The sequence below is a fragment of the Mesorhizobium hawassense genome, assembly GCF_003289945.1.
Classification (GTDB): Bacteria; Pseudomonadota; Alphaproteobacteria; order Rhizobiales; family Rhizobiaceae; genus Mesorhizobium; species Mesorhizobium hawassense.
Genome location: NZ_QMBP01000004.1, coordinates 275047 through 298769 on the forward strand (window position 1 = coordinate 275047; position 23723 = coordinate 298769).

Below are 23723 nucleotides of genomic sequence, written 5' to 3' on the forward strand. Positions count from 1 at the left end.
AGAGCTCGTCGAATGTAATCCTGGGCGCAGCCGCGAGCCGCGGCTCCGCCAATTCTTGGTCGCCAACTTCGGGACTTGACGACAATGGTATCGCTGGAAGCCGAAACCGTTGCTATCAAACCCTGAAGGTCACCGCGTCCGCTTTTGCGTCAACGTCGGTGATCAACATATGCCCTGGCGATACCGTGATCGAGATCGCAAGTTCGGCGCGAGCAAGCGCATCTTGCGCGGTCAGGCTGCTGGCCCAGAACACCGGGACCTCCCCTTCCATGATCTCGACCGCGTCGCCCCAGTCGGGAGCCATCAGGTCTCTTACTCCGATGATCGATGGGTCCCCGACATGGACAGGAGAACCATGGGCAAGCGGGAAGCGTGCGGTGAGGGCGCGAACCTTGTCGACATCGCACCCTCTTATGGGACGCATGGAGACGACCATCTCGCCGCCAAAAGGTCCTGCGCCGCGCGTCATGATTTTGGTCCGGAACTTTGGGAGGGCCTTGCCGCAGCCGATGCTGCGGAGTTTGACGCCCTTTTCCACGAGGGCCGCTTCGACGGTAAGCGCACTGCCGAGCGCGAAGGCGGCAAAATCGTCCCGCCAAAGGTCGATGATATCTGTCCTCTGACGGATCACCTCCCCAAACTGGTAGATATTGTATTGCGGAGCATCGGTGCGGATATCGATATCGCCTAGCGCTGGAAGCAACGGGCTGCCGGCGCGGCTTACCCCCACCAATGGGCAGGCTTTGGGGTTGCGGAGGCAAAACTGATGGAAATCGCCGGCAAAGCGCCGGGGCACAATCACGACGTTGGCTTGAAGCTTGCCCCTCGCGAGCCCTCCTGTACGCCCTTCATAGGCCCCCGTCCTAACCAGCCTCCGCAGTTTGTCTGCATCGACCAGCCGCAAATTGTCATAGAACAATGAAGTGACTTGGCGAGGCATGGCTTCCGGAAATATGCACGTTTCACGAAAGAGTGTAAGATCATCGGTGAGATAGCCGATTGTCAAATTACCAGAATCTTTCCTCTTCGATAAATTGTATTTATTGATTGGGTGGCAAACTCTAAGTTATTAGCAATTTTGCATAGACATACTGACTCTCACTGACAATCGCGGCAGCCGATCGCTTCAATCTGCCGGCCTGCTTCGCGCAGAAAGCCGAGATCGCGGTTGATGTAAGAGAGCAGGAAAGCCGCGTAGAGGACGAAGACGAGACTGAAGACCAATGTCTTGACGACGAGCGAGAGCGCAAAAACATTCAGGTGCGGCGAGGCACGCGCTAGGAAGGCCAGCACAATGTCGGACAAGAGCATGCTGATGATGAGTGGGAAAACGAGGGTCAGCGCCATCACCAGGATGCGGTTCAGCAGACCGAGAAAGACGCCAGCCGCGTCCTTGCTGAACACAGGCAGAAGATGGTCGATCGGCCAAAGGCCATAGCTGTCGTAGAGACCGGTCAACGAAAGCTGCAGGCCTCCGGCTGCAAGGTAGATCGTGACCATGATGATGGCGAGCAAGGTGCCGGTGGCCCCCGTCTCATGCGTCATCATCGGGTCGATCAGCGCACCCATCGAGGAGCCGCGCTGCAGATCCAGGATATCGCCCGCCGCTTCCGCGGCCCAGAACGGGATGCCCATCGCCAGCCCGAGCGTTACCCCGACCACGATCTCCTTGAGCATGTACAGCACGATCATCGTCGTCGGCAGATCGGTAGCCGTGAGCTTGTCCACGATCATCGGGAAGATCGGAACCGCCAACGCCAACGCCACACCACTGCGCAGAAGCCCTGACAGCGGCACGCGCGAGAAAAGCGGCATGAGCAGCATGAACCCGGTCATGCGCGCGAGTGCGAAAGCGCCTGCCAGCAGATAGAATTGAAGCTCTTTGACCGAAGTGAAGAGCGGTTCGACCGGCATCCTCGTATCTCAACGGGTGACGACGGGAAACTCGTCAAGCGCCGTCGAGGCCTGCTGCGCGATCTGCTGGCCAAGCAGCGGCCCAAAGACGATGATGACCAGCATGATCACGACGAGCTTGATGGTCTGCGGCAGCGATTGATCCTGAATCTGGGTCAGCGCCTGGGCAAGGCCGACGAGCACGCCGACGGCCAGCGCCGCAATGATGGCCGGACTGGAGGCGAGCAAAACCGTGAGGAGCGCGCCTTGGACCTTCGCCAGGATGAAATCATTGCTCATGCAAAACCCCCGGCGGCGTCACGAGTAGCTCAGGATGAGGCCATGCATCAGCCGCGACCAGCCGTCTATGGCGACGAAAAGGAACAGTTTCAGCGGGATCGAAATAAGGACTGGCGAAACCATGATCATGCCGAGCGTCATCAGCACGTTCGCGACAACGATATCGATGATCAGGAAAGGCAGATAAAGCAGGAAGCCGATCTCGAAGGCGCGGGTAAGCTCTGATGCGACAAAAGCGGGGACAAGGATCGACAGGTCGTCATCCCTGAGGTTCTGCCGCGCCTGTTCCGGCCAAAGGCGGTTCGTTCCATCGAGAAAGAATTGCCGCTCCTGCGGCTGGGTGAACTTCATGAGGTGGCGCTGCAACGGCTCCCTGACCAGTTGCGCTGCCCTGGCAAGGTCATCGGTGGTCTGGAACTGCACCTGCCCTTCCTGAAGGCGGCTCGACATTTCGCTCAGCAACGGCGTGGTGACGTAGACCGTCAGCACGAGCGCTATGCCATAGAGCACCAGATTGGGCGGCATCTGCTGAATGCCAAGCGCGTTGCGGATGAGAAATAGCACGACCGAGATCTTCAGGAAGCCCGTCATCGTGACGACCGCCAGCGGCAGCAACCCGACCACACCGACGGCGATCAGAATTCCAAGCAGGTTGGGCGAGTTATCGAGCATTGTCGAACATGCGCACGATCCGCACGCCCAGGCTTTCTCCGATCCGCACGATCTCGCCGCGACCGACACGCCTGCCATTGGCCAGGATGTCGACAGTCGCCTCGGCTGCATCGGCGACCGAGACGATGGCGCCGGGCGCAAGCTGCCTTACTTCTCCGAGAGGCATTGCCGTGCGGCCGATCTCGAAGGCCAGGGCGACCGACAATTCGTCCAGCGTCGACTCTTCCAAGGTGTCCGGCGGCGACGTGTTCTGGTTCATGGTCCACTCCCAATTCGATCCAGCGATTGCAGTCGGCGCGGCAAGCAATTGCGGGCCAGCGGCGGTCAGGGCCACCGGCGCGAAAAGGCGCTCGGCAATGATGAGCGCCGCCATGCCCTCTTCCGCCGTATCGTCGACGAGCACCACATCGTCGGTCTGCAGGCTTTGAAGCTCGCCAAGGGTGATCGCAAGCGGGCTGCGCCGAAGGCAGACCGGCAGCGGAAATTCGGCCGGGACCGGCGGCTTTGTCGTGCCGAGCTCGTCGAGAAGGCGGCCGATCCGCACCGGCAGACCGGCATCATTCGTCGTCAGGACGCAGCCTATGGTCTCATCCTTGTTGGTCAGGACGAAAGCAAATGGAATTTCACCCGAAACGGCATCTCCCGGTGCCAGCGAGGTGATCGCGATCCTCTCGTTCAGCCTGTCCTCGATCCATTCGAGATCGTCTTCGAACATGGCTTCCAACAGAAGCGCGGCGTGAGCGGGCGCCAGCCGTTTCATATCGACCGCTCCTTCGACCCCGGCGAGACCTCGCTCGACAACGGAAAGCGGCAGGCGCAATTGCCCGGTCATGTCCCCGACGGTGAAGCCAACAGCGCATAGCAGCTGGTTCGCGGAATTCAGCCCCGGCCAGGCGGCCGCCATCGCCATGGTCTTCCCGGCAATCGTGATCTGCGCGGCAGCCCGGCGACGGTAGAACGCGTTCAAGGCACCGACATCCGCGGGCGCTACAGTTTCCAACGTCAGTTGCTCTCCGCCGCTCGACCGTGCGGCCGCGCGTTTCGCTGGTTTTGCCCGCGCTTTCGTTCTTGCCGGCGCGAAGTCTTGAGGCATCACATCCATATCGATCACGGATTTGGCTATCGTTCTGTGGACAAGCGCGGCTGACCGCGCTCCTCTTCCTCGGAAAGCTCGGCGAGAGCCTGGCGACGACGCGCGTTGCGTCTCGCCAATTGCTCCGACAGCCTGTTCAGCTTGGTCACGGCCTTCATGCTCGCGCGGTGGTCATTGCGGGCTTCCGACAATTCGACTTTCCGCCGCTGCTCGGCGACGCCAGCCATCTTCTCGCCTTTCCGCAACTGCCCGGTCTTCCTTGCGGCGACCTCGAACCGTCCCTGAACCCGATGGAGGCTGGCGGCATTCACCGGCTGTCCAACCAGCGCACCGAAGGCCGCATCTTCGGCGTTTGCCATGCGCTGGAGGTGTTCCGTGACGGCGTCGGCCGCCTCCTGGACTTCCCTTGCGGCCTGGTTGGCGGCGGCGCGCCTTCTGATCACCTCTTCCTGCGCGCGCTCCTCGCGGCAGCTTCTGAGGTCGCGCAGTCGAGCGATCATGTCACGCTCCTTCATTGACGATCTCCCGCATGCGTTGGCGTGTCCTGTCGATGGTTTCGCGTGTTGCGGACGGCTGACGCAGGAAGGCGTTGATGGCATCGATCTTCGCCACCGCCTCGTCCGCCGCGGCATCGCTACCCTTCTCGTACTCGCCGACGCGCAGCAGCAGTTCGATGTCGGCATAGCGGGCGAGCAGCTCGCGCAAGCGGCCGGCGTCGGCACGATGCGTGGCCGGCACAACGGCATCCATCAGGCGGCTTCGGCTGCGCAGGACGTCGATGGCAGGGAAATGGTTGCGTTGCGCGAGCTCGTTCGACAGGAAGACGTGGCCGTCGAGCAGCGCCTGGATTTCCTCGCCGACCGGATCCAGCGTGCCGTCGCCTTCCAGGAGAACGCTGTAGAGGCTGGTGATGGACCCTATGCGACCGGGTCCGGAGCGCTCGAGCAGGCGCGGTAGGACCGCAAACAGCGAAGACGGGAACCCACGACGCGTCGGCGGCTCGCCCGAGGCCAGGCCGATCTCGCGCTGCGCACGGGCAAACCGCGTTATGTTGTCCATCGCAAGCAGCACATGCTTGCCCTGGTCGCGGAAAAATTCGGCTATGCTCGTCGCTACATAGGCGGCCTTGACGCGCTCGATGGCGGGCCGGTCCGAAGTCGCGACGACGACGATCGCCCGCTCGCGCCCTTCCGATCCAAGCTGGTGTTCGAGGAATTCGCGTACCTCGCGCCCGCGCTCGCCGACCAGGGCGACCACGGCAACATCGGCGTCGGTGCCGCTGACGATATCGGAAAGCAGGATGGACTTGCCGACGCCTGGCTCGCCGAAGATACCGACGCGCTGCCCGCGCGCGCAGGTGAGCAGCCCATCGAGGGCGCGGATGCCGAGCTGGATCGGCTCGGAAATCAGGCTGCGTTCCAGCGGGGACGGCGGATAGGCATTGACCGGATAGCTGCCGGCAATGCCGTCCGGCGAAAGCGGCTTGCCATCCAAAGGCTCACCGAACGCGCTGATCACCCGGCCCAGAAGGCCGGGTCCGACGGGCACCACCTGGTCTTTGCCGGTCGCAACGACCTCGGTCAGGCTTGAAAGACCAGTCAGATCGCCCAGTGGAACAAGGACGGCCATCTCATCCATGAGGCCCACGACTTCCGCCTTGGTCGTCCTGCCGGTTCTGGGGTCGACCAGCTCGCATATCTCGCCGATCCTGGCTTCTTCGACGGTCGCGTGAATGACCGTTCCGGTCACCCGCCGCACACGCCCCTTGCGGGGACGGCTGGAATCGTCGCGAAGGCCGGAACGGAGATTTGGAATGATGGACGCCAGACGGCTTTCGATATCGATGGCGGGACCTGTCATGCCGGCGCCTCGGCCTTTGACCGGATTGCGGCGGCGACGGCATCCAGCTGCGCGTCGATGCTGGCGTCAATGACGGCGATATCGGTCGAAAGGATGCAAGCCGCCGGCGCCAGCGCATCATCCGCATCGATTTCAACCGTCATCCCCAGATCGCTGTTGCGCAAGACCGCATCGAGCTCCTCGCGAACCCTGTCCACGGAAGCGGGATGGACACGGATTTTCAGATATCTGGCGCGGCGAATTTCGGTCACGGCCTGGCTGGCGGCCTTGGCTACAAGCGCGCCGACGTCGAACTCCCCCAGAATTCGCCTGACGACTTCGAGGGCGAGCCCAGTGACTTCGGCTTCGAGCCCACCGAGATAGCGATCCACCTTGACGGCTGTTTCGCTTATCAGCCGGCTGGCATCCGCGTCGCCTTGCGCCTTGCCGTCCTCATAGCCCTGCGCGTATTCGGCTGCGTAGGCGCGCCGGGCGGCTTCGCGTATTTGCTGGGCATCACGCGTCGCAGCATCGAGAAATGCATGTCCATCCTGCCAGGCCCGCGCCTCGGCGGCGCGCAGGATGCGGGCATAAGGGCGCCTTGGTATTTCAACGGTCGCGGTGTCCGCTTCGGCCATTACGCTAACCCATCGCTCGCCGCACGATTGCCGGACCGGCCTCGATGAACGGCTCGGCGGTCCGGTCGACGAATTCGTGCGGCATGAGCTTGATGCGGACGCGCGCAGCCGTCTCGCCAGGCATTGCCCGGCACCATCCGCCAAGGCAGCTCAAACCATCGCCATAGACACGACTGCGAATATCCTCAATCGGTTGCAACGACCGTGTCGGACCGGCAAGATCTCGGTTGGCGACCGCAAAAGTGCAGAGATCCGCGCCAAGTGCCGCTTGCAGCGCATCGGCTTCGCGCCCGTCAATGACGGCAGCAAGATTGCCGGCCCAGTAAATCGCGCCCGAGCGAAGGGCGAGGTCCTCCAGTTCCTCGCCCGACGACAAGGCAATCGCCCGATCCACGTCGTCCGACGGTTCATCAGCCGCGCCAGAGAGCCGGTAATGCTCGAGCAGAAGCTTCGACAACCGCTCATGCAGGCGTTGCGACTGCAGCATGCGCTGGCACGCCGCGTCGCTGACCGCACCGTCAAAGCATCCCGCGAGTCGGGCCGCGTCCGCATAGGATGCGGGACCGGAGATGAATGCCTGCCATTCCGGGCTGGCGGCTTGCTCCGAACCGATCCCGGTCATGTCTTCCTCGCGGGCATTGCGGAAGCGTCGAGGGCGTAGACATCGGGCCGTCTGTACCACTGCAGGTACGCCAGCCGGGCAGCCAGCGCGACTATTGCCGCCGCCATGCCGTAGAACAGCCACATCGCGGTCGCCACGCTGTCCGGATGCAGCCAGAGACCAAGGAAGGGCGTGAACCCTGGCTCGGATGCCTGCTCCGGGGCCGTCGCGGCGACCGGAATGAGCGTGACGGAGACGTTGTCGTAGGTCAGTCCGGCGATGCCCTTGGCCACCAGCATCTTGATCTGCGGGATCAGCTCATTCATCGGCACGGATGCGCGATGCCTGATAAATACCGACGCGGACGACGGCACCAATTGCTGTCGCAGCGGATCATTCTCGGGCAGGACAAGGTGAACCCGCGCGGAAAGGACGCCGTCGATGTCGGAGATCGTCTGCGAGAGCTCCTGGCTCAGGCCATAGATCATCGTTGCGCGCTCTTCCACCGGCGAGGACACGAGCCCGCCCCTCTTGAAGACGTCGCCGAGCGTCTGGAACTCCTGTTTGGGCAAACCGCTTTGGTCGAGAAGTGCCATGGCTTCGGCAAAGCGGCCCTTCTGCACCGAAACCGTCATCTTGCCGTCCTTGCCGGCCTCGCGCTGGGCCGGGATCCCGTGACGCATCAGCGTGGCCACGATTTCGTTGGCCTGCTGCTGATCGAGGTTGGAATAGAGCTCAACCGAACAGGCCTGGAGCACAAGCATGCCCGCGACGACAAGCGCGACGCGGCACCCTGCGCCACATCGATAGAACAGCGTCGACCGCCGCGGCAGGAACAATTCGGGCACGAGCACTCCGCGGCGCCTACTGTTGCTTGATCAACGTGCTGGTGGACGACGTCACGGCCTTCACGCTGCTGGTCACGACTTCGAGATTGGCTGCCGCCCACATCACGGAAATGGATCGCTCGAGCAGCTGCTGGGCATTCTTTGCCGGCGCAGTTTCGGCTTCCTTGCCTGACGGGGCGGCCTCCTGGGTGGCGGCCGTTTCGGCTTGCGCCGGCGTGTTTGCCTTGCCGAGGGCCTTTTGGACCTGCTGCATGGTTCCTTCCAGCGACTGAACAGCAGAACCGAACAGGGCCGAGGGATCCGTGGCCGCACCCCCTCCGGTCTTCTCCACCTCGGCCAGATAGTCGAAGAGTTTGCGCTCGACGATCGGCTCTGCCTGCTTCGATCCGGAAGATTGACCCGCCATTGCCGGATTGGCTCCGGACGATGCCTGCGCGACCTGTTGGCCGGCGCGAGTGGCGACATCACCGCGCTCGGGCGTGTTGACCCTCCCGGCGTCTTGCTTTTCCTGCTTGGCGTCGACCATTCGATTGCCAGGCTGCGCTGCTGCACCGGCGGTGATCTGCTGTTGCGAGCTTATGCTGGTGGTCAAGTTTGCAAGCGTAGCTTCCAGAGCTCCAACCGGCGCGATTTGCATGGACCTGCCCTCCTCTTTCCTAGTTCGGATTGGCGGAGGGGACATTATACGTCTCCGCCTGCGTTCCGCGGAAAACGCGGATCGAAACGACTTTGCCCGGCTCTTGCTTGGTGCCCGTCACCGCAGGAACTCCGAGCGTTTTCCTGACGAGCTCGATATAGGACGGCGGCCCCGATACCGAGACGACGTCGTCCTGCCTGGAAACCTTGACCGGAAATTTCGGATCGAGGACGCCCAGCCGCGAAAGCCGATCTTCCGCCCCGGCGGCCGTGCTGGCATCGAGCGGGATCAGCTCGGTCTGGACCTCTGCTTCGGTGGCGACATTCATGACGATACCGTCGAAATGCCAGACCAGACCGTATCGATTGCAGATCTCTTCCAGGAATTCGCGCGCCGTTCCAACCGGCATACCGGCGCTCAAACGTCCCTTGACGAGCTTGCTGACGCGCATCGGCACCCGCATGTTGCGGCCAAGCTCGGCGAGCGCATCCGTCACCGACTGGTCGATGGTGATGTATTTGTAAGGACCCTCGGGCCACCGTGGCTCGGCGGCATTCGCCTGCGAAGCGGCCAGCGTGAACAGCAGGATCACGCCAGCCACGAAGGCGGCGTTGGCTTCCGACAACCGGTCCACAAGGCAGGTACCGCGTCCCGTCAAGATTGGTCCTATCGCATGCGCGCGGAGCGCTAGCCCGCGTCGCCCGTCTCATGGTTTACCCGCCGAGTTCACCCTATCGCGCGCCTCGCCAAAATGGAAGTCCAATTGGATTGAACTCATGTATTTGGTTCCAAATGTTGCGATCGGTGAGCAAAGCGATATGGTGCCGGCTGGAATCGAGGCAGCGAAGGCTCGCGGTCGCCGGTTTGTTGCTCGAATTCGAAGGGATCAGCCCTGGTGGCGGCACGCAAGAACCTGCTCTTGAGCTTGAATGCTCTGGCCGGCATTCCTTGGCGCGGGACGGTCGGGTCGCGCCTCGGCAAGGGCTTGGGTGAATCGGTTCTGGCTGCTGCCATGTTGACGGCCGTGATGGCGCCGGCGCAAGGTCAATCGAACAGCGGCTACGATCCGCGAAGCTGGAGCTACGATCAAGCCCGAAATGTGCTGGTCTCGCCATCCGCCCCCGACCAGGCCGCGGATGGCGAAACGCGGCCGGCATGGTCGGCAATCCCAAGGGAGATCGTCGATTTCGGTGAGACGCAACCGAAGGGATCAATCGTGATCAACACCAGGGAGCGGCGTCTCTATTGCGTATTGGGAGGCGGCAAGGCGCTGCGATATGCGGTCGGCGTCGGCAAGGAAGGTCTGGAATGGTCCGGTCGCGATACGATTTCGAGCAAGAAGGACTGGCCGGATTGGCGGCCGCCGGCCGAAATGCGGTTCAGGGAAGCATCAAAGGGCCGCCTGCTGCCGGCGCGCGTCGCGGGAGGAACGAACAACCCATTGGGCGCACGCGCGCTCTATATCGGCAACACGCTTTATCGCGTTCATGGCACCAATCAGCCATGGACCGTCGGGCAGGCCAACTCCTCCGGCTGTATCTGAATGACCAATGAAGACGTTATTGACCTATATGACCGAGTGAAGATCGGCGCCCAGATTATTGTCCGGCATTGAATCGTGATCCCTTTCAACATCAAGCAGCTCGAAACCTTTCTCCTGGTGGCGACTTTCGGAAGCTTCCGGAAGGCTGCCGAACGCTTGAACACAACGCAGCCGGCGGTGTCGACGCGGATCGCCGGTCTGGAAGAAGCGCTCGGTGCCAAGCTGTTCGAGAGGCAGAGCGGCACCGTAAGGCTGACCGCCGAGGGCCAGCGGCTGCTGCCGCCGGCACAGCGGGTCCTGCGTGTCGCCGAACGGCTGCAATTGACGGCAAACTCTCTTTCAGAGACAGCGGGAGTGCTCAGGCTCGGGGTTGCGGAAACCATCGTGCACACCTGGCTTCCCGATTTCCTCAAGGAATTGCAGGCGAACTATCCGCTGGTCGACACCGATATCGTCGTCGACACGACGGCGACCCTTCGCAATGAGCTCATGTCCCACCGGCTTGATCTTGCAGTGCTGATGGGCCCCATTCAGGAATACAGCATCGAGAATATGGAGCTGCCCTCCTTTCCGCTCGTATGGGTCTGCTCGCCGTCCCTGAAATTGCCCAAGCGAGGCAAGCTGACGCTGAACGACCTGATGCAATTCCCGATCATCAGCTATGCGCGCACGACGCGACCCTACAGCGAACTTTACCGCAAGCTGACCGGCGAACTCGAAGCGGCGCCGCGTATCTTTCCGGCCAATTCGCTGGCCGCTTCCATCACCATGACGCTGAACGGGATCGGTATCGCCTCCCTCCCCAGGGAAGTCGTCCAGGATCATACCGCCAGCGGCACGCTACGCATCGTCGACTGCGAATGGCATCCCTCCGACCTGCGGTTCACCGCTTCCTACTCCTCCGAACCGACCAATCCGATAGCGGAGCGTGCGGCAAAGCTGGCTGGCTGCACCGCACATGCATTCGCCGCAAGAATCGGCAAGGCGCAGCCTGCCGACTAGCTCTCGAGGCGAGCCCGGGGCGTCTCAGCCGACCGCCGCAATCGGCAGGTAGATGCGGTCGCCGGAGAAGATCATATCCGGGCTTAGAATATGATCCATGTTCAGCACCACCGTATCCGCCACATCGGCGGAATGCGCCTTGGCGATCAGGCGGATGCTGTCGCCGCTCCTGACCTCGACCCACTGATAGCCGTCCTTCTCCAGTGTCGGGTTTGTGCGGCCCTGCGGATTGCTGCTGCCTTCGGGATGAACCTCGACATAGTCGCCGGAAGCCCAACCGCTGTGCATTTTGCCGTCCGGTCCAAAACCTTCGACGGGTATCCAGGCCTCTCCCGACGGATCGGTCGAAGGCTTCCCGGTCTGTTCGACGAACGAGCCGGGGCGCAGAACCGTGACGGCCGCGGAGTCGCCCTCGGGCTGGCTCCGCAAATTCAGGCCGTCGTCCGCCGACACCACGAGTTGCGGGAAGTGTTCGGGTGGGGTCTTCGGCTCGTCTGGAACGTCCGGATGATCGTCGGGCTTCTGGGACGCATCGCCATCCGGCTTGTTCGGATCTGGCGGGGCGGCCGGTTTCGAGTCCCATGGTTGGGCAAGCAGTGAGTCCAGCGAGAAGAGAAGCATGCCGATGCCGAAGGTGATGCCCAGCGTCCATCGATCCGCTGTGGTCCATCGTTTGTCGGACTTTGCAGCGGCCGCGATATCGGCATCGGTCCGCGGCACCGAGCGGCGGTTCATCCGGTCCGTCCTTATCGCCGACGCCCAGAACTCCGCGCAGCCGAAGGTGAACATGCCGCCCGCGATCGTGGCGATCGGCGCCGGCCAGGAGTGCAGCGTATAGACCGCGCAGCCGAGCACATAGCCGGGCCCCGCCAGATGCTCGGCCAGGTTTCGGATCACCGGCCTGCCGGTGAACGACTGCAGCATCGACTTCGTGCCATAGACGACGTTGCCGAGCGAGAACGTGCTGTTGACGAGAATATCCTTGCCCTGGACCATCCCGGTCGCGGCCCCTGGCGCCGCGGCAATGAACGTGGCGCCGCCGAGCGCATTGAGGAACCGCCCGAACGGCTTGTGACCTGCCGTCGCGTTGGGAAAGATCGCCTGCGCGCCAAACACGAACCCCCGCACGCCAAAGGCAACTGCTCCGGCGGTGGCGGTCCAGGTCGGAGGCAACGAACTCCACAGCACGTATGAGGTGGTCGACATGCCGCCAAAGGTGGCGAGAGCCTGAGCGTTCTCGCGCATCCTGGCATGGCTGAGCGCCAGGTCGACGCTGGCGGCCTGATCCGGCGTCATCGCCTTTTTATGGGTCGCTCGGAAGGTCGTCAGCTGCAGCACGGAGAGGGCGTTTTTCTGGTCCCCGCTCATCCACTCGAACTGCTCGGGCGTGAACTTGCGGAACTGGCCGGGGCTCGTTTCCTCGAACTGCTTTGGTGTCGCCGCTTCGATCTGCGGCTGGGTGAGAGCCTCGGTGTGGTGGATGGTGAAAGCGCCCCACTGATCGCGGGTCAGCAGGGGGATCTGCCTCTCGGTCAGCCACGGCACCTGCCTGGGATCGAGCTTCGCCACGTCCACGGAGCTGATCATGGCTTCGGGAATGGCTGGAACCTGGCGCTCGGTCAGGTTGTTCAGCAATCCGGCTTCGCCCAGATCCTTGAATTGCTGCGACGTGAACTTCGAGATCTGGCTGGGCTTGAACCACGGAACCTGGCGCCCTTCCAATGTCGACGCGTCGACGAGCCCGACTTTGTCCCCTTTCACCGCCTGCACCTGGGGTTTCGTCAGGTGACGGGTCAAGCCGGCCTTGCCGAGGTCATGGAACTGCTGGTCGGTCAGATTGCGGATATGGCCCTCGGTGAGCCAGGGAACCTGCTTCTCGCCGAGGCCCGCTATGTTGACGAAGCCTATCTTTGCCTTGGGGATACCGCGCAGCTGGCTCTTGGTCAGATAGGGCAGCAGGCCGGCCTGATCCATGTCGCGGAACTGCTGTTCGGTCAGTTCGGCCGCCTGCTCGCGCTTGAGCCATGGAACCTGGTTCGGCTGGAAGTCGGCCATGACGAGATCCGGCACCTGATCGAGCGGGGTCGCCCTAACGCCATCTCGCGTGAGCGGCCCGTTGTTCGAAGCCTTGTTTGCCGGTGCGGGACGGCCAGTTTCACCGGCGAGACCGGAACCCGAAGAGGTATAATCGTCGTACACGCCATCGGCGTACCGGCTGTAGAAATCCACGTAGGTTCCGTCCGCAGTGCTTGGCTCCTTGTCACCGAATAGCGCCGCCATCTCGTCAACGGCTTGTGTTCGATCAATCTCGCCAGCCTTGTAGCGGGCGAAGACATCGGCTTGGGCGGAATTCCAGTCGGTGCCGAGGATGGCTGCCGGCTTGCCGCCGTTTGCTGCAAGCTCGTCGGCAACGGCGTACTGAACAAATCCCGCCTCGCCCTCGACGTTCAGATAGGCGGAGACCACCGCATCCCTGTAGGTCTGCCGGTCCGGGAAATCCCCTGGATGGAGATCGATTGGAGCGTCCCCGACGTGCGACAATTCGTGGCCGAGCATGTCGACGAATTCGGCAAGCACGGTGTCGCCGTCCGCGTCGTCGGCACGGAACGTCTCGGCGTCGACAAAGACGACCTCCACGTCGCTGATATATTGTGACCCGGTCGCGGTCAGGTCGTCGCCTGACTGGGCGTCGGAAATCCTCAGATCGTGCCGCGCGGGATTTACGATGCGCACGTCTTTCGCGTGAGCGTCGCGCAACAGTTCCATCAATGTCGGAGACCGGCTGATCTGATCGATGAGATTGGTTTTGGTGACCTCCAGCATGCCGAGGCTCTGAGGGAGCATGTCATCGAGCAGGCTTGCCGCCTCCTGGCGGTTGGCGGCGATTTCGTCCTGCGTAAGCGGCTTGGCGGATGACGGACCTTTTGAGCCATCCGCCGCAAATCCCTGTCCTTTCGGCCCTGGCCTGGGCGCAGGCCGGATGCCCTCCCCACCGGCTTGGGGTGGCCCCGCTTGCGAGGAAAGGAACGTCAGCACGCCATAGGCAACGTCCTGGCGCATGAATCCGCCGTCGACGATCGACGGGCCGAAATCGCTCTTGAACTGCTCGATTGCTGCAAGCTTGTCAGGCTCCGCCCTTTGCTCAAGTCCGTTCAGGAACTCGTCCAAGGATGCCTTACTACCCTTTGGGATGCCGGTCGCGGCGCCGTCGCGCGAGGATTCCACCGCGCGGGCGAGCCACGCAGGGATCGTCAACTGGTCGGATTGTCCGTCGGCCCGATCGAAGGTCAGTGTCGCGTTTTCGCCCTTGGCGATCGAAGGAGCGGTGTTGGCCGCCTTCGACTTGTACTGGAACCTCACTTCGGCGCTGTAAGCCACCGCGCCTGCCGGCAGCGGAGGCGTGGAGAATGAAACCGTGTAGCGTGTCGCCGGGGTGCCATCGGAACCGTAGAGGTTCCTGTAGATGTTGCCGGCGCTTGGCATGTAGCGGGACTGTGGCGCCCCTTCGGATTGGAAACGCGCCGGAAGCCAGGACTGTAGCGTCGACTTCACCTTGTAGGTCGCGGAAGTGACCATCCGGTCCGGATTGAAACCCAGCGCGCCCGGCATCCTGCTGCTGTCGTTGAAGATGACGTCGACCAGCATCGCCTCGGGATTGACGACACGCGCTTTTTCGCCGGTCAGCAAGACAATGTCCGCCGTAGGCGATTTGCCCGGTATGGCTGAAAGCCGCAATCCGCTCAGCGTCGGCTCATCGACCAGGGACACGGTGTTCGACGGATCGATCTGGCCGGACTTGACGAGATCGCGGATCGACCGGATTCCATCGCCCTGCCCGATGGCCGTTATGAGTTCGGATGCCTTGGCCGGGTCCTCGATGGCGAACTGGATCTTCAGCTTTGTCGAGCCAAGCGCCGACTGAATCTGGTCGAACGCCTGTGCGGACACAACGTCGCCCGGCTGCAGCGTGTCCTTCACAGGCAGTTCGGGACGCTTCTCGAAACCGATACGCGGCATCTGATCGACGGCCGCGACATGATTGGCCACGATCGGCAGGCGTATGCCGGCCTTGGTCTCGGCCATGATGCGATCGAATGGAAGCGTGCCCTGCAGCGCGACATGGCCGGAACTGTTTTCCGCCGGCACGCCGAAGAAATCATGCTGGCCTGGCGCGAGGCTAACCTCCTTGCCGCCCAGCGAAGGCGTGTAGATCATCTCGATCACGGTGCCTTCCCCGTCGGGCGTCATGCCGACGATGGCGGCATCGACCGGCTTGGCCTCGTAGCCGTTGGCATCGTGGAATATCGCTTTGCTCGCCGCCGCGGACAGGTCGCTGCTGCGAACCGGGAAGGCCGTCTGATTGGATACCGGCCAGACACCAGCCTGAAGGCTGGTTATGTTCCTGTATTCCCGTGCCCGGAAAGACACCACGCCCTGGGTGCCGAGCGCGTCCTTGACCGGTGCCAGGCTGCGCTGGCCGACGCTGTCGAGGATCGACCATCCGATCATGCCGAAGTCGGTTTTGGTGCCGACGCCGAAGCCGACCGCGGCGATGGTCGGCGATCCGATCCCGAACGCCTGGCCCGTGTTCAGCCTCACCCGGAAGGTGACGCCGACACGGAAATCGGGCAAGGTCTCACGAAGCGGCGTGCGCGGTATCTGAACCCCGTCCGGACCATAACGCTCGGCCATCTCGCGGCTGGAATAATAGCCTTTCTCCTGTTCATAACGGTTCACCAGTTGCTCGGCGCTCAGGCTGTCGAGATAAGCCGACGGCGTCTTCGGATCCTTGCCGCTGGTGTAGACGTAGCCGCTCGTGTCGCGATCCGGCATGCCGGTGAAGCTGCGTGTCTGCGGATCCCACACCAGGCGTACCGGTGCGTCCGTTCCCGTTGGCTCGCCCGGCACGACGATGGGGTCGCCATCGGCGGGATGCGGTGTGCCCTGGGCGGTCGAGCCATCGGGGTCGCGGCCCGTCGGCACCGTCGGATCATTGCCGCCGACGTCATCGGTCTTGATCACTTCTCCCGGGATCACCGGGTGGCTGGGATCATGGAAGACCTGCTCTCCCGTCGGTCGGTAAACGCCGTCGGCGCCGATTTCATAAACGTTCATCGGACGCCCGGAGGGACCGGGGCCAAGCGCCGGCGGCGACTGCCGCGGGCCCTTGCCGCCGGGCGGCTGCTGAAACGGGCCGCCGTTGCCCGGCGGCGGATTGGCCCCGGGAGCATTGGGGGGCGCCTGCGTGCCCGTTCCTGGCCGCATCGTGCGCAGGCCGTGGATGCCGAGCCCCGTGCCGGTGACGCCGGTGCCAAGACCCGTCAGCGCGTTGGCAAGCTGGAGACCGTTCATCTGGTCTCCGTTGGCGGCGAGATCGTAGGCGGATGTCGCCAGCAAGGGTGCGCCGACAATCACCGAGCCGACATCCAGCCCCCAAGCCGCCTTGTTCAGTCGCGCGGTCGATTGCATGTAGGTGCGGGTTTCGGACGCCAACGCCCAGTCCGACCGCGTCGCGCCGATGCTGCCGGCGAAGGCACGCGGGCTGGCGGCAAGGCCCGCCAGGAACGACTCGCTCTTCGCCGCCATGCCGATGGTGCGCAGGCCGCTGGAGGCCATGGGCAGAACCGTCGCCGCGGCGCTGGCGATGTTGGTCAGCGACTCGGTGTCGTACCACTCGCCGCCGTGATCGAGATGGTTGACCTCGTTTATGACGGCTCTCGTTCCAAGATAGGCAGCACCCGTATAGGCCAGCGGCGCGGCGACCGGCGCGGCCGGCGTGAACGACAGGATGGTGGCGATGCCGGTGCCGATGCCGACCAGCGGATCGACGACCTTATCCCAGACCGAGACGTTTCGCGCCTTCACCACCTCGAGCGCGATCTTGCCGTCGGCTCCCGCCTTCATCTCCAGGTTCTTGGGAACGACGAGCTTGCCGTTCTCGCTGAACTGGCTGTTGTTGTCCTGGAAATCGCCGAGGTCATCGAACTTCTTGCCGGTGGCATCGACATAGCGGGTGTTGCCGTCCCCGTCGCGCACCGCAAAGAGCGTCACCTGCTGCGTTCCAACCTGGTCGTCGACATAGAAGATCGGCACGCTGCGCACAGACGGATTGTCGCCGCCGATGTCGCGGATCTCGTCCGTCACATTCTCTATCGCGTCGCGGCCGTCATCGGTCGAACCGTCCAGGCCGAGCGTCTTGGCGACCGTTTCATCAAGGGCCGTGCCAGGCTGTTCGTGGAACTCGTTGTCGTGACCCTTACCCTTGGCGAAGAGTTGCTGGTACTTCGGTTGATAGATGGCGTCGAGCGTCTGCTGCTCGTGCTCGTCCAGATAGGTCTTGTCGACCGTCGTGTTGTCATCCGCCAGAAGCGAGGGCTCGCTGAGCCGAAGCTCGTGATAAACGTTGAAGGACTGCAACTGTTTGCGCAGATCCTCGGCCTGCGATATCTGAAGCCTGACGGCACCCAGCTTGAGCTTGGCGACCGCCAGTTCGGGATCGACCCAGCGACCGCTGGCATCGTCGTCTTCCGTGTCGAGATCGATCCAGATCGCCTTCCCGCCCTTGGTCAGCGCATCGATCCCCGTCTTGTCGTAGTTTTGGGCAACGTCCGGCGCCACCTTGATCTTCTGCCCGCCCACGTCGATCTCGACCGGCTGCGCGCCATCGGGCAGCGTGCCCGCGGGGGCGTCGACCGTTCCCGGCTTGTGGTTCTTCAGCGCATTGTCGAAATTGGTCTGCAGCGCCGGCAGTTGGGTCTTGAGGTCGGCAATGCTGTCGCCGAGCTGCTTGTCCAGGACGTCGTTCAGGTTCTTGGCCGCCTGCTCCTCGCTGGCCCTCACCGATTGCAGGCCATTTGCCGTGCAGACCTTCGCGTTGGAATCATAGCCGGCCAGAAGCGTCTGCCAATCCTTGTTGAGTTGGCGATCGCGATATTCGTCCCTGACATTCTTGTCGGTCAAGCTGTAGGTCAGCTGCTGTTCGGTGGTTCCCTCGTCGAAATGGTTCACCACCCAGAGCTGGCCGTCGCGGATCTCGAGCGTCGAGTTCTTGTAATGCCCGAGGTAATCGCCGTTGATGCGATTGTACTTCTCGTCGAAGTTGAACTTCTGCTCGCCAAGATACTCGTTGGACAGCTTCTGCTCGAGATCCGTCTGCCGCGCGTTGACCTGCGTGGCATCGGCATGGGCGTCGAAATAGTTCTGGTAGGCCTGAGCCAGTTCGAGCTGACTGCCTGCCGTCGCCTGCAGGGCTTTGAGGTCTTTGTATTCCTTCGAGTCCACGGGAGCGCCGTTCAGTTCGGCTTGCCCCACGAGGAAGTCGATGGTGAGCTTGTCGCCCTTGCTCAGATGCAGGCCGACCTCGGAGAACAGCTTGTCGACGGCGGCATGGTCGGCGACGCCTTGGTCGTATCGCGGACGAAGGTCGGGGGTGCCCCGCGCACTGGCTGTCGGCGCATTCGGATCGCCCAGCGGCGTCAGCGGGCCTTGCCCGGCAATGGCGTCCTTGAGGACGCGCCCGGCATTCTCATATTCGCCGCGGGCGTCCCGCGCGTTCTGCAGCAAGGTGTTGGCCTTGGTCAGCCGCTCACGTGCATCGGCAAGTGAGCCCTTCGGCTTTTCCGGGGTCCATTGAAGGCCCTGAGGCGCCAGCGCCTTGTTCAGGATGATCTGCGCGCCATCGACCGCATCCTTGTAGGCGGGATCGAGCATATCGACGTTGAGCTGCTCCTGCCCCTGGCCTGCGAGAGCCCGCGTCTCGGTGACTCGCGACAGCGCGACGTTCTCGTCGATGATGGCCTGAGCGACCTGTGGATCGACCCAGGTCCAGACGCCGTCGACCTTCATCGGCGTCCATTTCCCGCCGGAGGGCGCGTTGCCCTGAGGCGGATCATCAAATGGGTAGACGACCTTGTTCTGCCCGTCCAGCTTGGGCTTCATGGGTGTGCCCAGATCGTATTTATCGAGCAGGGCCTGTTTGTCCTGCCCGGCTTTTTTCGCGGCGGCGATCAGGCTGGGCAAGGTCTCCCCGGCCAACAACCCCTCGACGAAGGTCTTCACGACCTGTCCTTCCTTCGCCTCCTCGGCGTTGCTGCTGTTGGGGTTCACAGCCAGCAGTGTTTTGGCCAGCGCCTCCTGCGTGCTTCCCGCCTCGATCTGCAGGTCGGTGCCGGTGGTGTCGTTGTGCAAGGTCGAGCTGCCATCGGGCTTGGTGGTCAGCGTATAGCCGTTGAAGGTGACCTTCACGGTGGTGCGCGTGCCGTTGTCGATGGTGACCTTTTCTCCGGCGTTGATGATGTTCGGATCGCGAGAGGAGCTGAAAAGCTCCGGATTCGCGCGCCTGAGATCATCCAGCGTCACGCCATATTGCTTTGCGATCAGGGTCAGGTTGTCGCCCGGCTTGACCTCGTGCTCGACGGGCTTGCCGCCATTGATCTTCTCGGTGATGGTCGTCGTCTTGCGCCCGTCCTTGTCGGTGACGGTCTTGGTTTCGGTTCCGCTGCCATCGATGGATCGCGAGGTTTGCTTGCCGTCGGCCGTGGTCGTTACGGTGCGTACGTCATGCTGATAGTCGTGCGAGTAGACGGTCTTGTCGCCGCTGCGCGGATCGACGATCTCGACCGACTGCGCGTCGCTGCTGTCGGTGGCCTTGACCTGATAGCCGGCGGCCTGCAGCTCGGCGATCACCTGCTGGTCGGTGAGGCCGTTTTCCTTTGCGATCTGGTCGATGCTTTTTCCGTCGGCAAGACCGTTCTTGATGTTCTGCGTGCTGGCCCCACCTGGATCCTGGGAGAACTTCAGAACGGTTTTGCTGCCGTCCGGCCCTGTGACGGTGGTCACGGGAAGAGAAGGACCGGCGCCCGGCGTCACCGTTTCCACCGACGCGCCGTTGGGCAATGACGTCCGCTCGGTGACGGTTCCAGTCCCGAGGTCGTCCTCATAGCGCGTCGTTACGGCGCCGGTGTCTGAATTGTAGCTGGTGGTTTCCTTGCGTCCGAGCCCATCCCGGATCGGTGAGGTCGTCGTCGCGCCACCGGGTTGTTCCTGGACGGTCGCATAGTAGCTGTCGTGCTGGTAGTCATAGAACTGCGTGACGGCGCGGCCGCTGGGATCCGTGATTTTCGTCGTCTGCGTGTCGCCGTTTGGCGCACTGCTGTCCGACACGGTCATCCCGCCGGACCTGAGCGCTGCAATAACCTGCTCGCGGGTCATGTGGCGGTCAGACGCGATCTGGTCGATGCTTTTGCCTCCGGTGACGTCGTTGACGATATCGCGAGCGGTGGTCGCTGCAGCGGGATCGTCCTTGGCCGGGCTCCCATCGAGGTCCACCAGGGTCACGGCCGGCGCCGCGAGATTGGTGTTCACGTAGAGTGCCGGCGTCACCGTCGTGCCATTGCCGGATGTGCCATTGCTGGCGTTCGCGACATTGACGCCCGGCGTGGCCGGGGCCGTTGCCGGCTTCGGCTGAAGGGAACTCAATTGCGTGTTTACATGCGCCAATTCCTGGCGAGCCTGTGCCGCCCAATCGCGCTCGCCCATTCTGTTGGCGAGCCTGATCTGCTCCCGCAGCGCCGCCGCCTGTGCCTCCAGCCGTGCGACCTGGGCGGCATCTGCGTTGGCATTGACCTTCTGCGTCTGGAGGGGCGGCTTGGTGAGCGTTATCGGGCGAACCATCTGGACGACCTCCGGAAATCACTGTTGCCGGCAGCCCGGCCGCCGTCACGCCCGCCCCGACCGCAGCCTTCCGCTGTTATCGAGGGGGCTTCCAATAGATGCCGAAAGCAGCAAGCTGTTCTTCCGACTGTTTCACGCGTTCCGCGGCATTCGTTCCCAACCGCGCCGCCGTCAGCGCCGCCAGGATTTCGACGGCGGCGAATGCCGGCGCCATGCTTCGGAAGAACGATTGCGAATTCGAGGTGACGATGATCGCTTCCCGCGCGACCCGGGTCAGCGGCGACACGCTGCTGTCGGTGATTGCCACCACGCCGACGCCCTGCCGGGCCGACTGGCGCGCCACCTCTATCGTCGTGCGCTCGTAAGGCGACATGCCGACGGCAAGCAGCACGTCGCCACGTCCCGCATGCTGGAGGGCCTCAAGACCTTGTCCGGCCATCTCGCCGACAAGCATAACCTTGCGGTCGCCGCCAGCCGCGAACGACATGATGTCGACGAAATGGCTCGCAACCGGATAAGCCGAGCGTAAGCCGAGGCCGAAAAGATTGCGCGATCCCGCGACGAGTTCGGCGGCCGCGATGAATTGCATGGCGTTGCCGTATTCGCCGAGACTCGAGATCTGAGCGGCGAGAGCGTCGGCGACGATGCCGGCCGTCGAGAATCCCGAATCGCCGTCCCGTTCGGTGCCCTGTCGAGCGGACCCGCCAGCGGTCGTCTCACGTAGCGCGCGCGCATAAAGACCGCGCATGTCCTCATAGCCTTCGAGGCCGAGCCATCGCGCCAGCCGCATCATCGTGCTGTGCGAAACGCCGGCCTGCTGGGCCTGCTCGCGCATCGACATCAGCGCCACGTCCTTGGGATGATCCAGCACAAAACGCGCCGCGATCCGCAGTTGCGGCGGCATAGTCTCAAACCGTTCGGCCAACAGCTCCGCCAAAGGACCTTTTTCCATTCCCATCACCCCATTCACCCCGTCGCTCAGGCTACTCCGTGAACGCCCGCAATGCAACAGTTGGAACAAAACTCACTAGAATATTCCAAGTGGACTTTCATTTTCGACCATCCTGCCCTAAATTGCTACGGCAAGGTCCTGGACCGCATGCATGAGCCCGGGCTTGCAACTTGAACAGCCCCTCAAGGAGACAATGATGGCTGCCACCCCTCCCATTACGTCCGGTTCTGCAGGGTCACCGGAGCAAAACCTGGACAAGATGATCAAGCAACAGGAACGCATGTTTAACCTGGAGATCACGAAAGATATCGCGAAATCCCAGCATGACATGCTGATGAGCACCGCCAAGACGCTCGGCGAATCGGCCGAGAAGGCCTGACGCGAAGGATGCTCGAGCCTATGCGCCGCCGACAGCAACCGGCGGCGCACTTGCATGGCGGAAGTCCATTGTCCGGCTGCATTTGAAATCATCATCGGCGGGAGATGAAGTGGCATGACCGCTAGTCCTATCGGCAGATATCTGGTCGCCGCGCCGGCGCGCCGGCTGCGATCGATTATCGCCCCGTCGCCGTCATCCGCACAGTCTGTCGCGCTCAGCGTGACGCAGGGTTTTCATGCCGGCGCCGAACTCCGTCTGGTTGAAGCCCTGTATACGATCGGCTCCAGCACCGAATCGGACATCGTGCTGAGGGATGCCGGCATCGCTCCGATCCACGCCAGACTGCGGCGCAAGGGCCACCAGTTTGAAATCGAAGCCGTCGGCGGCGATGTCGCGCTCGCCACAGGCGAAATCATTCATCAAGGACAGGGCAGCCGCTGCAGGTTGCCGTTCGTCATCGGTATCGGCGATGCCCGCATCCGGCTCGTCAATCCGGAACGCCCATCGAGCCGGTGGACGATCGGCAACCGCTCCATGCTGGTTGCCGGCAGCGTTCTCTTTGCCGTTTTCGCCGTTTCCGTCGCTGCCAACGGGTTCTCGCTCGGCAAGTCCGACATTGGCCCACAGGCATCTTCTCGAGACGATCAACCGGTCAGAATGGCTTTCGCCGGCGAGCGTGGGCAGGAAGTGCTGGACGATTCATCGCCGGCGCAAATTCAAACCGTCGCCGATGCGGAGAGCCAGCTCAAACAGCGTCTCGATCAGTCCGGCATAAGCAGCGTGACCGTCCAGCGATCGCCCGGGCGCCTCGTGGTTTCGGGCGTGATCCCGGATGACGAGAGCGGCGTCTGGACGGAGACGCAATCCTGGTTCGACCAGACTTTCGGCGCTCATGTTCCCCTCGTATCCAACGTCATGACCGGCAACGCACAGCAGGCACCGCGCCTGACGCTGCAGGCGATCTGGTATGGCGACCGGCCCTACGTCATCGCGGCCGACGGCGCACGCTATCACGAAGGCGCATTCACCGATGACGGCTGGACCATCAAGCATATCGGCGAGACGGAACTTCTGCTGACCAAGGGCGGCGCCACGGTCGCGCTGAAATACCCGTGAACCGCCGGCTTGAAGGGCCGCGCCTCGATTCGGCGAGGATGGAGACTGCCGGCCGCGACGTGCGTCAGGCCGAAGGCGTGCGCGGTCAAACGATCAGCCGGCGACGGATGAACGGTGCCGACAAAACCGCGAAGGGTGCTCAGGGGACGAAATCGGCGACCGCCGCGGAGAGGCCTGAAACGGCGGAATTCCAGGCTTCTCGAGATGCGGCCGGCGAATCGCTGGATGAAATCCTCAGCAACTTCGTCATGCCCGCCATTCCGGAGCCGGCCATCCTGCGCCGTTCGGTGCCCATTCTACAGCATTTCATCGCGAACCTGGTGCCAGACCTTGAGGGCGGCGAGCAACTCAAGACGCTGGCCAGAACGCTGATCGAGGATGAAATCGAACGTCATCGCGACCTGCTTGGCCGCATGCAGGAAGGAATCGAAATCTGACCGACCCGCATGACACCGTCCATCTGCTTCATGTCCTGGGCTACCTCTACGGCTGCCACGGTCAGGCCAAGCGGGGCGCGGCGTACCTGCTTATTGCTGCG

Annotated in this window: 19 protein-coding genes; 5 read left to right on the top strand and 14 right to left on the bottom strand. The window is 62.9% G+C overall.

What is annotated here, in order from left to right; genetic code table 11:
* Nucleotides 1–115 precede the first annotated feature (115 nt).
* The 12 genes from DPM33_RS11455 to DPM33_RS11510 form a co-directional block, all read right to left on the bottom strand.
* Entirely contained in the window at nucleotides 116–1006 is an 891-nt protein-coding gene (locus DPM33_RS11455) for a D-glutamate cyclase family protein (RefSeq protein WP_245442081.1), read from the bottom strand.
* 92 nt (nucleotides 1007–1098) lie between these two features.
* Complete coding sequence (sctT, locus tag DPM33_RS11460) at nucleotides 1099–1914, bottom strand: type III secretion system export apparatus subunit SctT (protein WP_112097533.1); 816 nt, start codon at nucleotides 1912–1914, stop codon at nucleotides 1099–1101.
* Nucleotides 1915–1923: 9 nt separating this feature from the next.
* A complete protein-coding gene (locus tag DPM33_RS11465; RefSeq protein WP_112097534.1) occupies nucleotides 1924–2193 on the bottom strand; it encodes an EscS/YscS/HrcS family type III secretion system export apparatus protein in 270 nt (89 codons plus the stop codon).
* A gap of 18 nt (nucleotides 2194–2211) precedes the next feature.
* Complete coding sequence (gene sctR / locus DPM33_RS11470) at nucleotides 2212–2865, bottom strand: type III secretion system export apparatus subunit SctR (protein WP_112097535.1); 654 nt, start codon at nucleotides 2863–2865, stop codon at nucleotides 2212–2214.
* Nucleotides 2855–3832, bottom strand: coding sequence for a type III secretion system cytoplasmic ring protein SctQ (gene sctQ, locus DPM33_RS11475; RefSeq protein WP_167449028.1), 978 nt, complete (start codon nucleotides 3830–3832; stop codon nucleotides 2855–2857). Before sctQ ends, sctR begins: the two co-directional genes overlap by 11 nt.
* A gap of 152 nt (nucleotides 3833–3984) precedes the next feature.
* Entirely contained in the window at nucleotides 3985–4473 is a 489-nt protein-coding gene (gene sctO, locus DPM33_RS11480) for a type III secretion system stalk subunit SctO (protein WP_167449029.1), read from the bottom strand.
* A complete protein-coding gene (locus DPM33_RS11485) occupies nucleotides 4460–5818 on the bottom strand; it encodes a FliI/YscN family ATPase (protein WP_112097538.1) in 1359 nt (452 codons plus the stop codon). The genes sctO and DPM33_RS11485 overlap by 14 nt, the downstream gene beginning before the upstream one ends.
* Nucleotides 5815–6435 carry a type III secretion system stator protein SctL gene (gene sctL, locus DPM33_RS11490; RefSeq protein ID WP_112097539.1) on the bottom strand — a complete coding sequence of 207 codons (621 nt, stop codon included), beginning with the start codon at nucleotides 6433–6435 and terminating at the stop codon, nucleotides 5815–5817. Before sctL ends, DPM33_RS11485 begins: the two co-directional genes overlap by 4 nt.
* Before the next feature lie 4 nt (nucleotides 6436–6439).
* Entirely contained in the window at nucleotides 6440–7057 is a 618-nt protein-coding gene (locus DPM33_RS11495; RefSeq protein ID WP_112097540.1) for a SctK family type III secretion system sorting platform protein, read from the bottom strand.
* Entirely contained in the window at nucleotides 7054–7884 is an 831-nt protein-coding gene (sctJ, locus tag DPM33_RS11500; protein WP_245442082.1) for a type III secretion system inner membrane ring lipoprotein SctJ, read from the bottom strand. The genes DPM33_RS11495 and sctJ overlap by 4 nt, the downstream gene beginning before the upstream one ends.
* Before the next feature lie 16 nt (nucleotides 7885–7900).
* On the bottom strand, nucleotides 7901–8521 hold the full coding sequence (locus DPM33_RS11505) for a hypothetical protein (protein WP_146770229.1): 621 nt from the start codon (nucleotides 8519–8521) through the stop codon (nucleotides 7901–7903).
* Between the two features lie 19 nt (nucleotides 8522–8540).
* Nucleotides 8541–9179: a type III secretion protein gene (locus tag DPM33_RS11510; RefSeq protein WP_245442083.1), complete on the bottom strand. Its 639-nt coding sequence runs from the start codon at nucleotides 9177–9179 to the stop codon at nucleotides 8541–8543.
* A gap of 237 nt (nucleotides 9180–9416) precedes the next feature.
* On the opposite strand from DPM33_RS11510, the gene DPM33_RS11515 reads away from it, so the two are divergent.
* The gene (locus DPM33_RS11515; protein ID WP_342634329.1) at nucleotides 9417–10064 is read left to right on the top strand and encodes a L,D-transpeptidase; all 648 of its coding nucleotides are present in this window, start codon (nucleotides 9417–9419) and stop codon (nucleotides 10062–10064) included.
* A 75-nt stretch (nucleotides 10065–10139) separates the two neighbouring features.
* On the top strand, nucleotides 10140–11066 hold the full coding sequence (locus DPM33_RS11520) for a LysR family transcriptional regulator (protein ID WP_112097542.1): 927 nt from the start codon (nucleotides 10140–10142) through the stop codon (nucleotides 11064–11066).
* A gap of 24 nt (nucleotides 11067–11090) precedes the next feature.
* Here the strand turns inward: DPM33_RS11520 and DPM33_RS11525 are convergent, their stop codons facing one another.
* Together DPM33_RS11525 and DPM33_RS11530 are read right to left on the bottom strand one after the other, a co-directional pair.
* Nucleotides 11091–20738, bottom strand: coding sequence for a LysM peptidoglycan-binding domain-containing protein (locus tag DPM33_RS11525; RefSeq protein WP_112097543.1), 9648 nt, complete (start codon nucleotides 20736–20738; stop codon nucleotides 11091–11093).
* A gap of 76 nt (nucleotides 20739–20814) precedes the next feature.
* Nucleotides 20815–21663, bottom strand: coding sequence for a MurR/RpiR family transcriptional regulator (locus tag DPM33_RS11530; RefSeq protein WP_245442084.1), 849 nt, complete (start codon nucleotides 21661–21663; stop codon nucleotides 20815–20817).
* 223 nt (nucleotides 21664–21886) lie between these two features.
* Between DPM33_RS11530 and DPM33_RS11535 the strand changes: the two genes are divergently transcribed.
* The 3 genes from DPM33_RS11535 (at nucleotide 21887) to DPM33_RS11545 (ending at nucleotide 23622) form a co-directional block, all read left to right on the top strand.
* Nucleotides 21887–22069: a hypothetical protein gene (locus tag DPM33_RS11535; protein ID WP_142875995.1), complete on the top strand. Its 183-nt coding sequence runs from the start codon at nucleotides 21887–21889 to the stop codon at nucleotides 22067–22069.
* Between the two features lie 114 nt (nucleotides 22070–22183).
* On the top strand, nucleotides 22184–23185 hold the full coding sequence (locus DPM33_RS11540; RefSeq protein ID WP_112097546.1) for a SctD/MshK family protein: 1002 nt from the start codon (nucleotides 22184–22186) through the stop codon (nucleotides 23183–23185).
* Nucleotides 23182–23622: a hypothetical protein gene (locus DPM33_RS11545; RefSeq protein WP_245442085.1), complete on the top strand. Its 441-nt coding sequence runs from the start codon at nucleotides 23182–23184 to the stop codon at nucleotides 23620–23622. Before DPM33_RS11540 ends, DPM33_RS11545 begins: the two co-directional genes overlap by 4 nt.
* The last annotated feature ends 101 nt before the right edge of the window (nucleotides 23623–23723 follow it).

Bases quoted from the DNA above. Each gene is read 5' to 3' on its own strand.
- sctT (WP_112097533.1), bottom strand. From the start codon at position 1,914: ATGCCGGTCGAACCGCTCTTCACTTCGGTCAAAGAGCTTCAATTCTAT.
- sctL (WP_112097539.1), bottom strand. From the start codon at position 6,435: ATGGCCGAAGCGGACACCGCGACCGTTGAAATACCAAGGCGCCCTTAT.
- DPM33_RS11540 (WP_112097546.1), top strand. From the start codon at position 22,184: ATGACCGCTAGTCCTATCGGCAGATATCTGGTCGCCGCGCCGGCGCGC.
- DPM33_RS11485 (WP_112097538.1), bottom strand. From the start codon at position 5,818: ATGACAGGTCCCGCCATCGATATCGAAAGCCGTCTGGCGTCCATCATT.
- DPM33_RS11495 (WP_112097540.1), bottom strand. From the start codon at position 7,057: ATGACCGGGATCGGTTCGGAGCAAGCCGCCAGCCCGGAATGGCAGGCA.
- DPM33_RS11505 (WP_146770229.1), bottom strand. From the start codon at position 8,521: ATGCAAATCGCGCCGGTTGGAGCTCTGGAAGCTACGCTTGCAAACTTG.
- DPM33_RS11465 (WP_112097534.1), bottom strand. From the start codon at position 2,193: ATGAGCAATGATTTCATCCTGGCGAAGGTCCAAGGCGCGCTCCTCACG.
- sctO (WP_167449029.1), bottom strand. From the start codon at position 4,473: ATGAAGGAGCGTGACATGATCGCTCGACTGCGCGACCTCAGAAGCTGC.
- DPM33_RS11535 (WP_142875995.1), top strand. From the start codon at position 21,887: ATGGCTGCCACCCCTCCCATTACGTCCGGTTCTGCAGGGTCACCGGAG.
- DPM33_RS11525 (WP_112097543.1), bottom strand. From the start codon at position 20,738: ATGGTTCGCCCGATAACGCTCACCAAGCCGCCCCTCCAGACGCAGAAG.
- sctR (WP_112097535.1), bottom strand. From the start codon at position 2,865: ATGCTCGATAACTCGCCCAACCTGCTTGGAATTCTGATCGCCGTCGGT.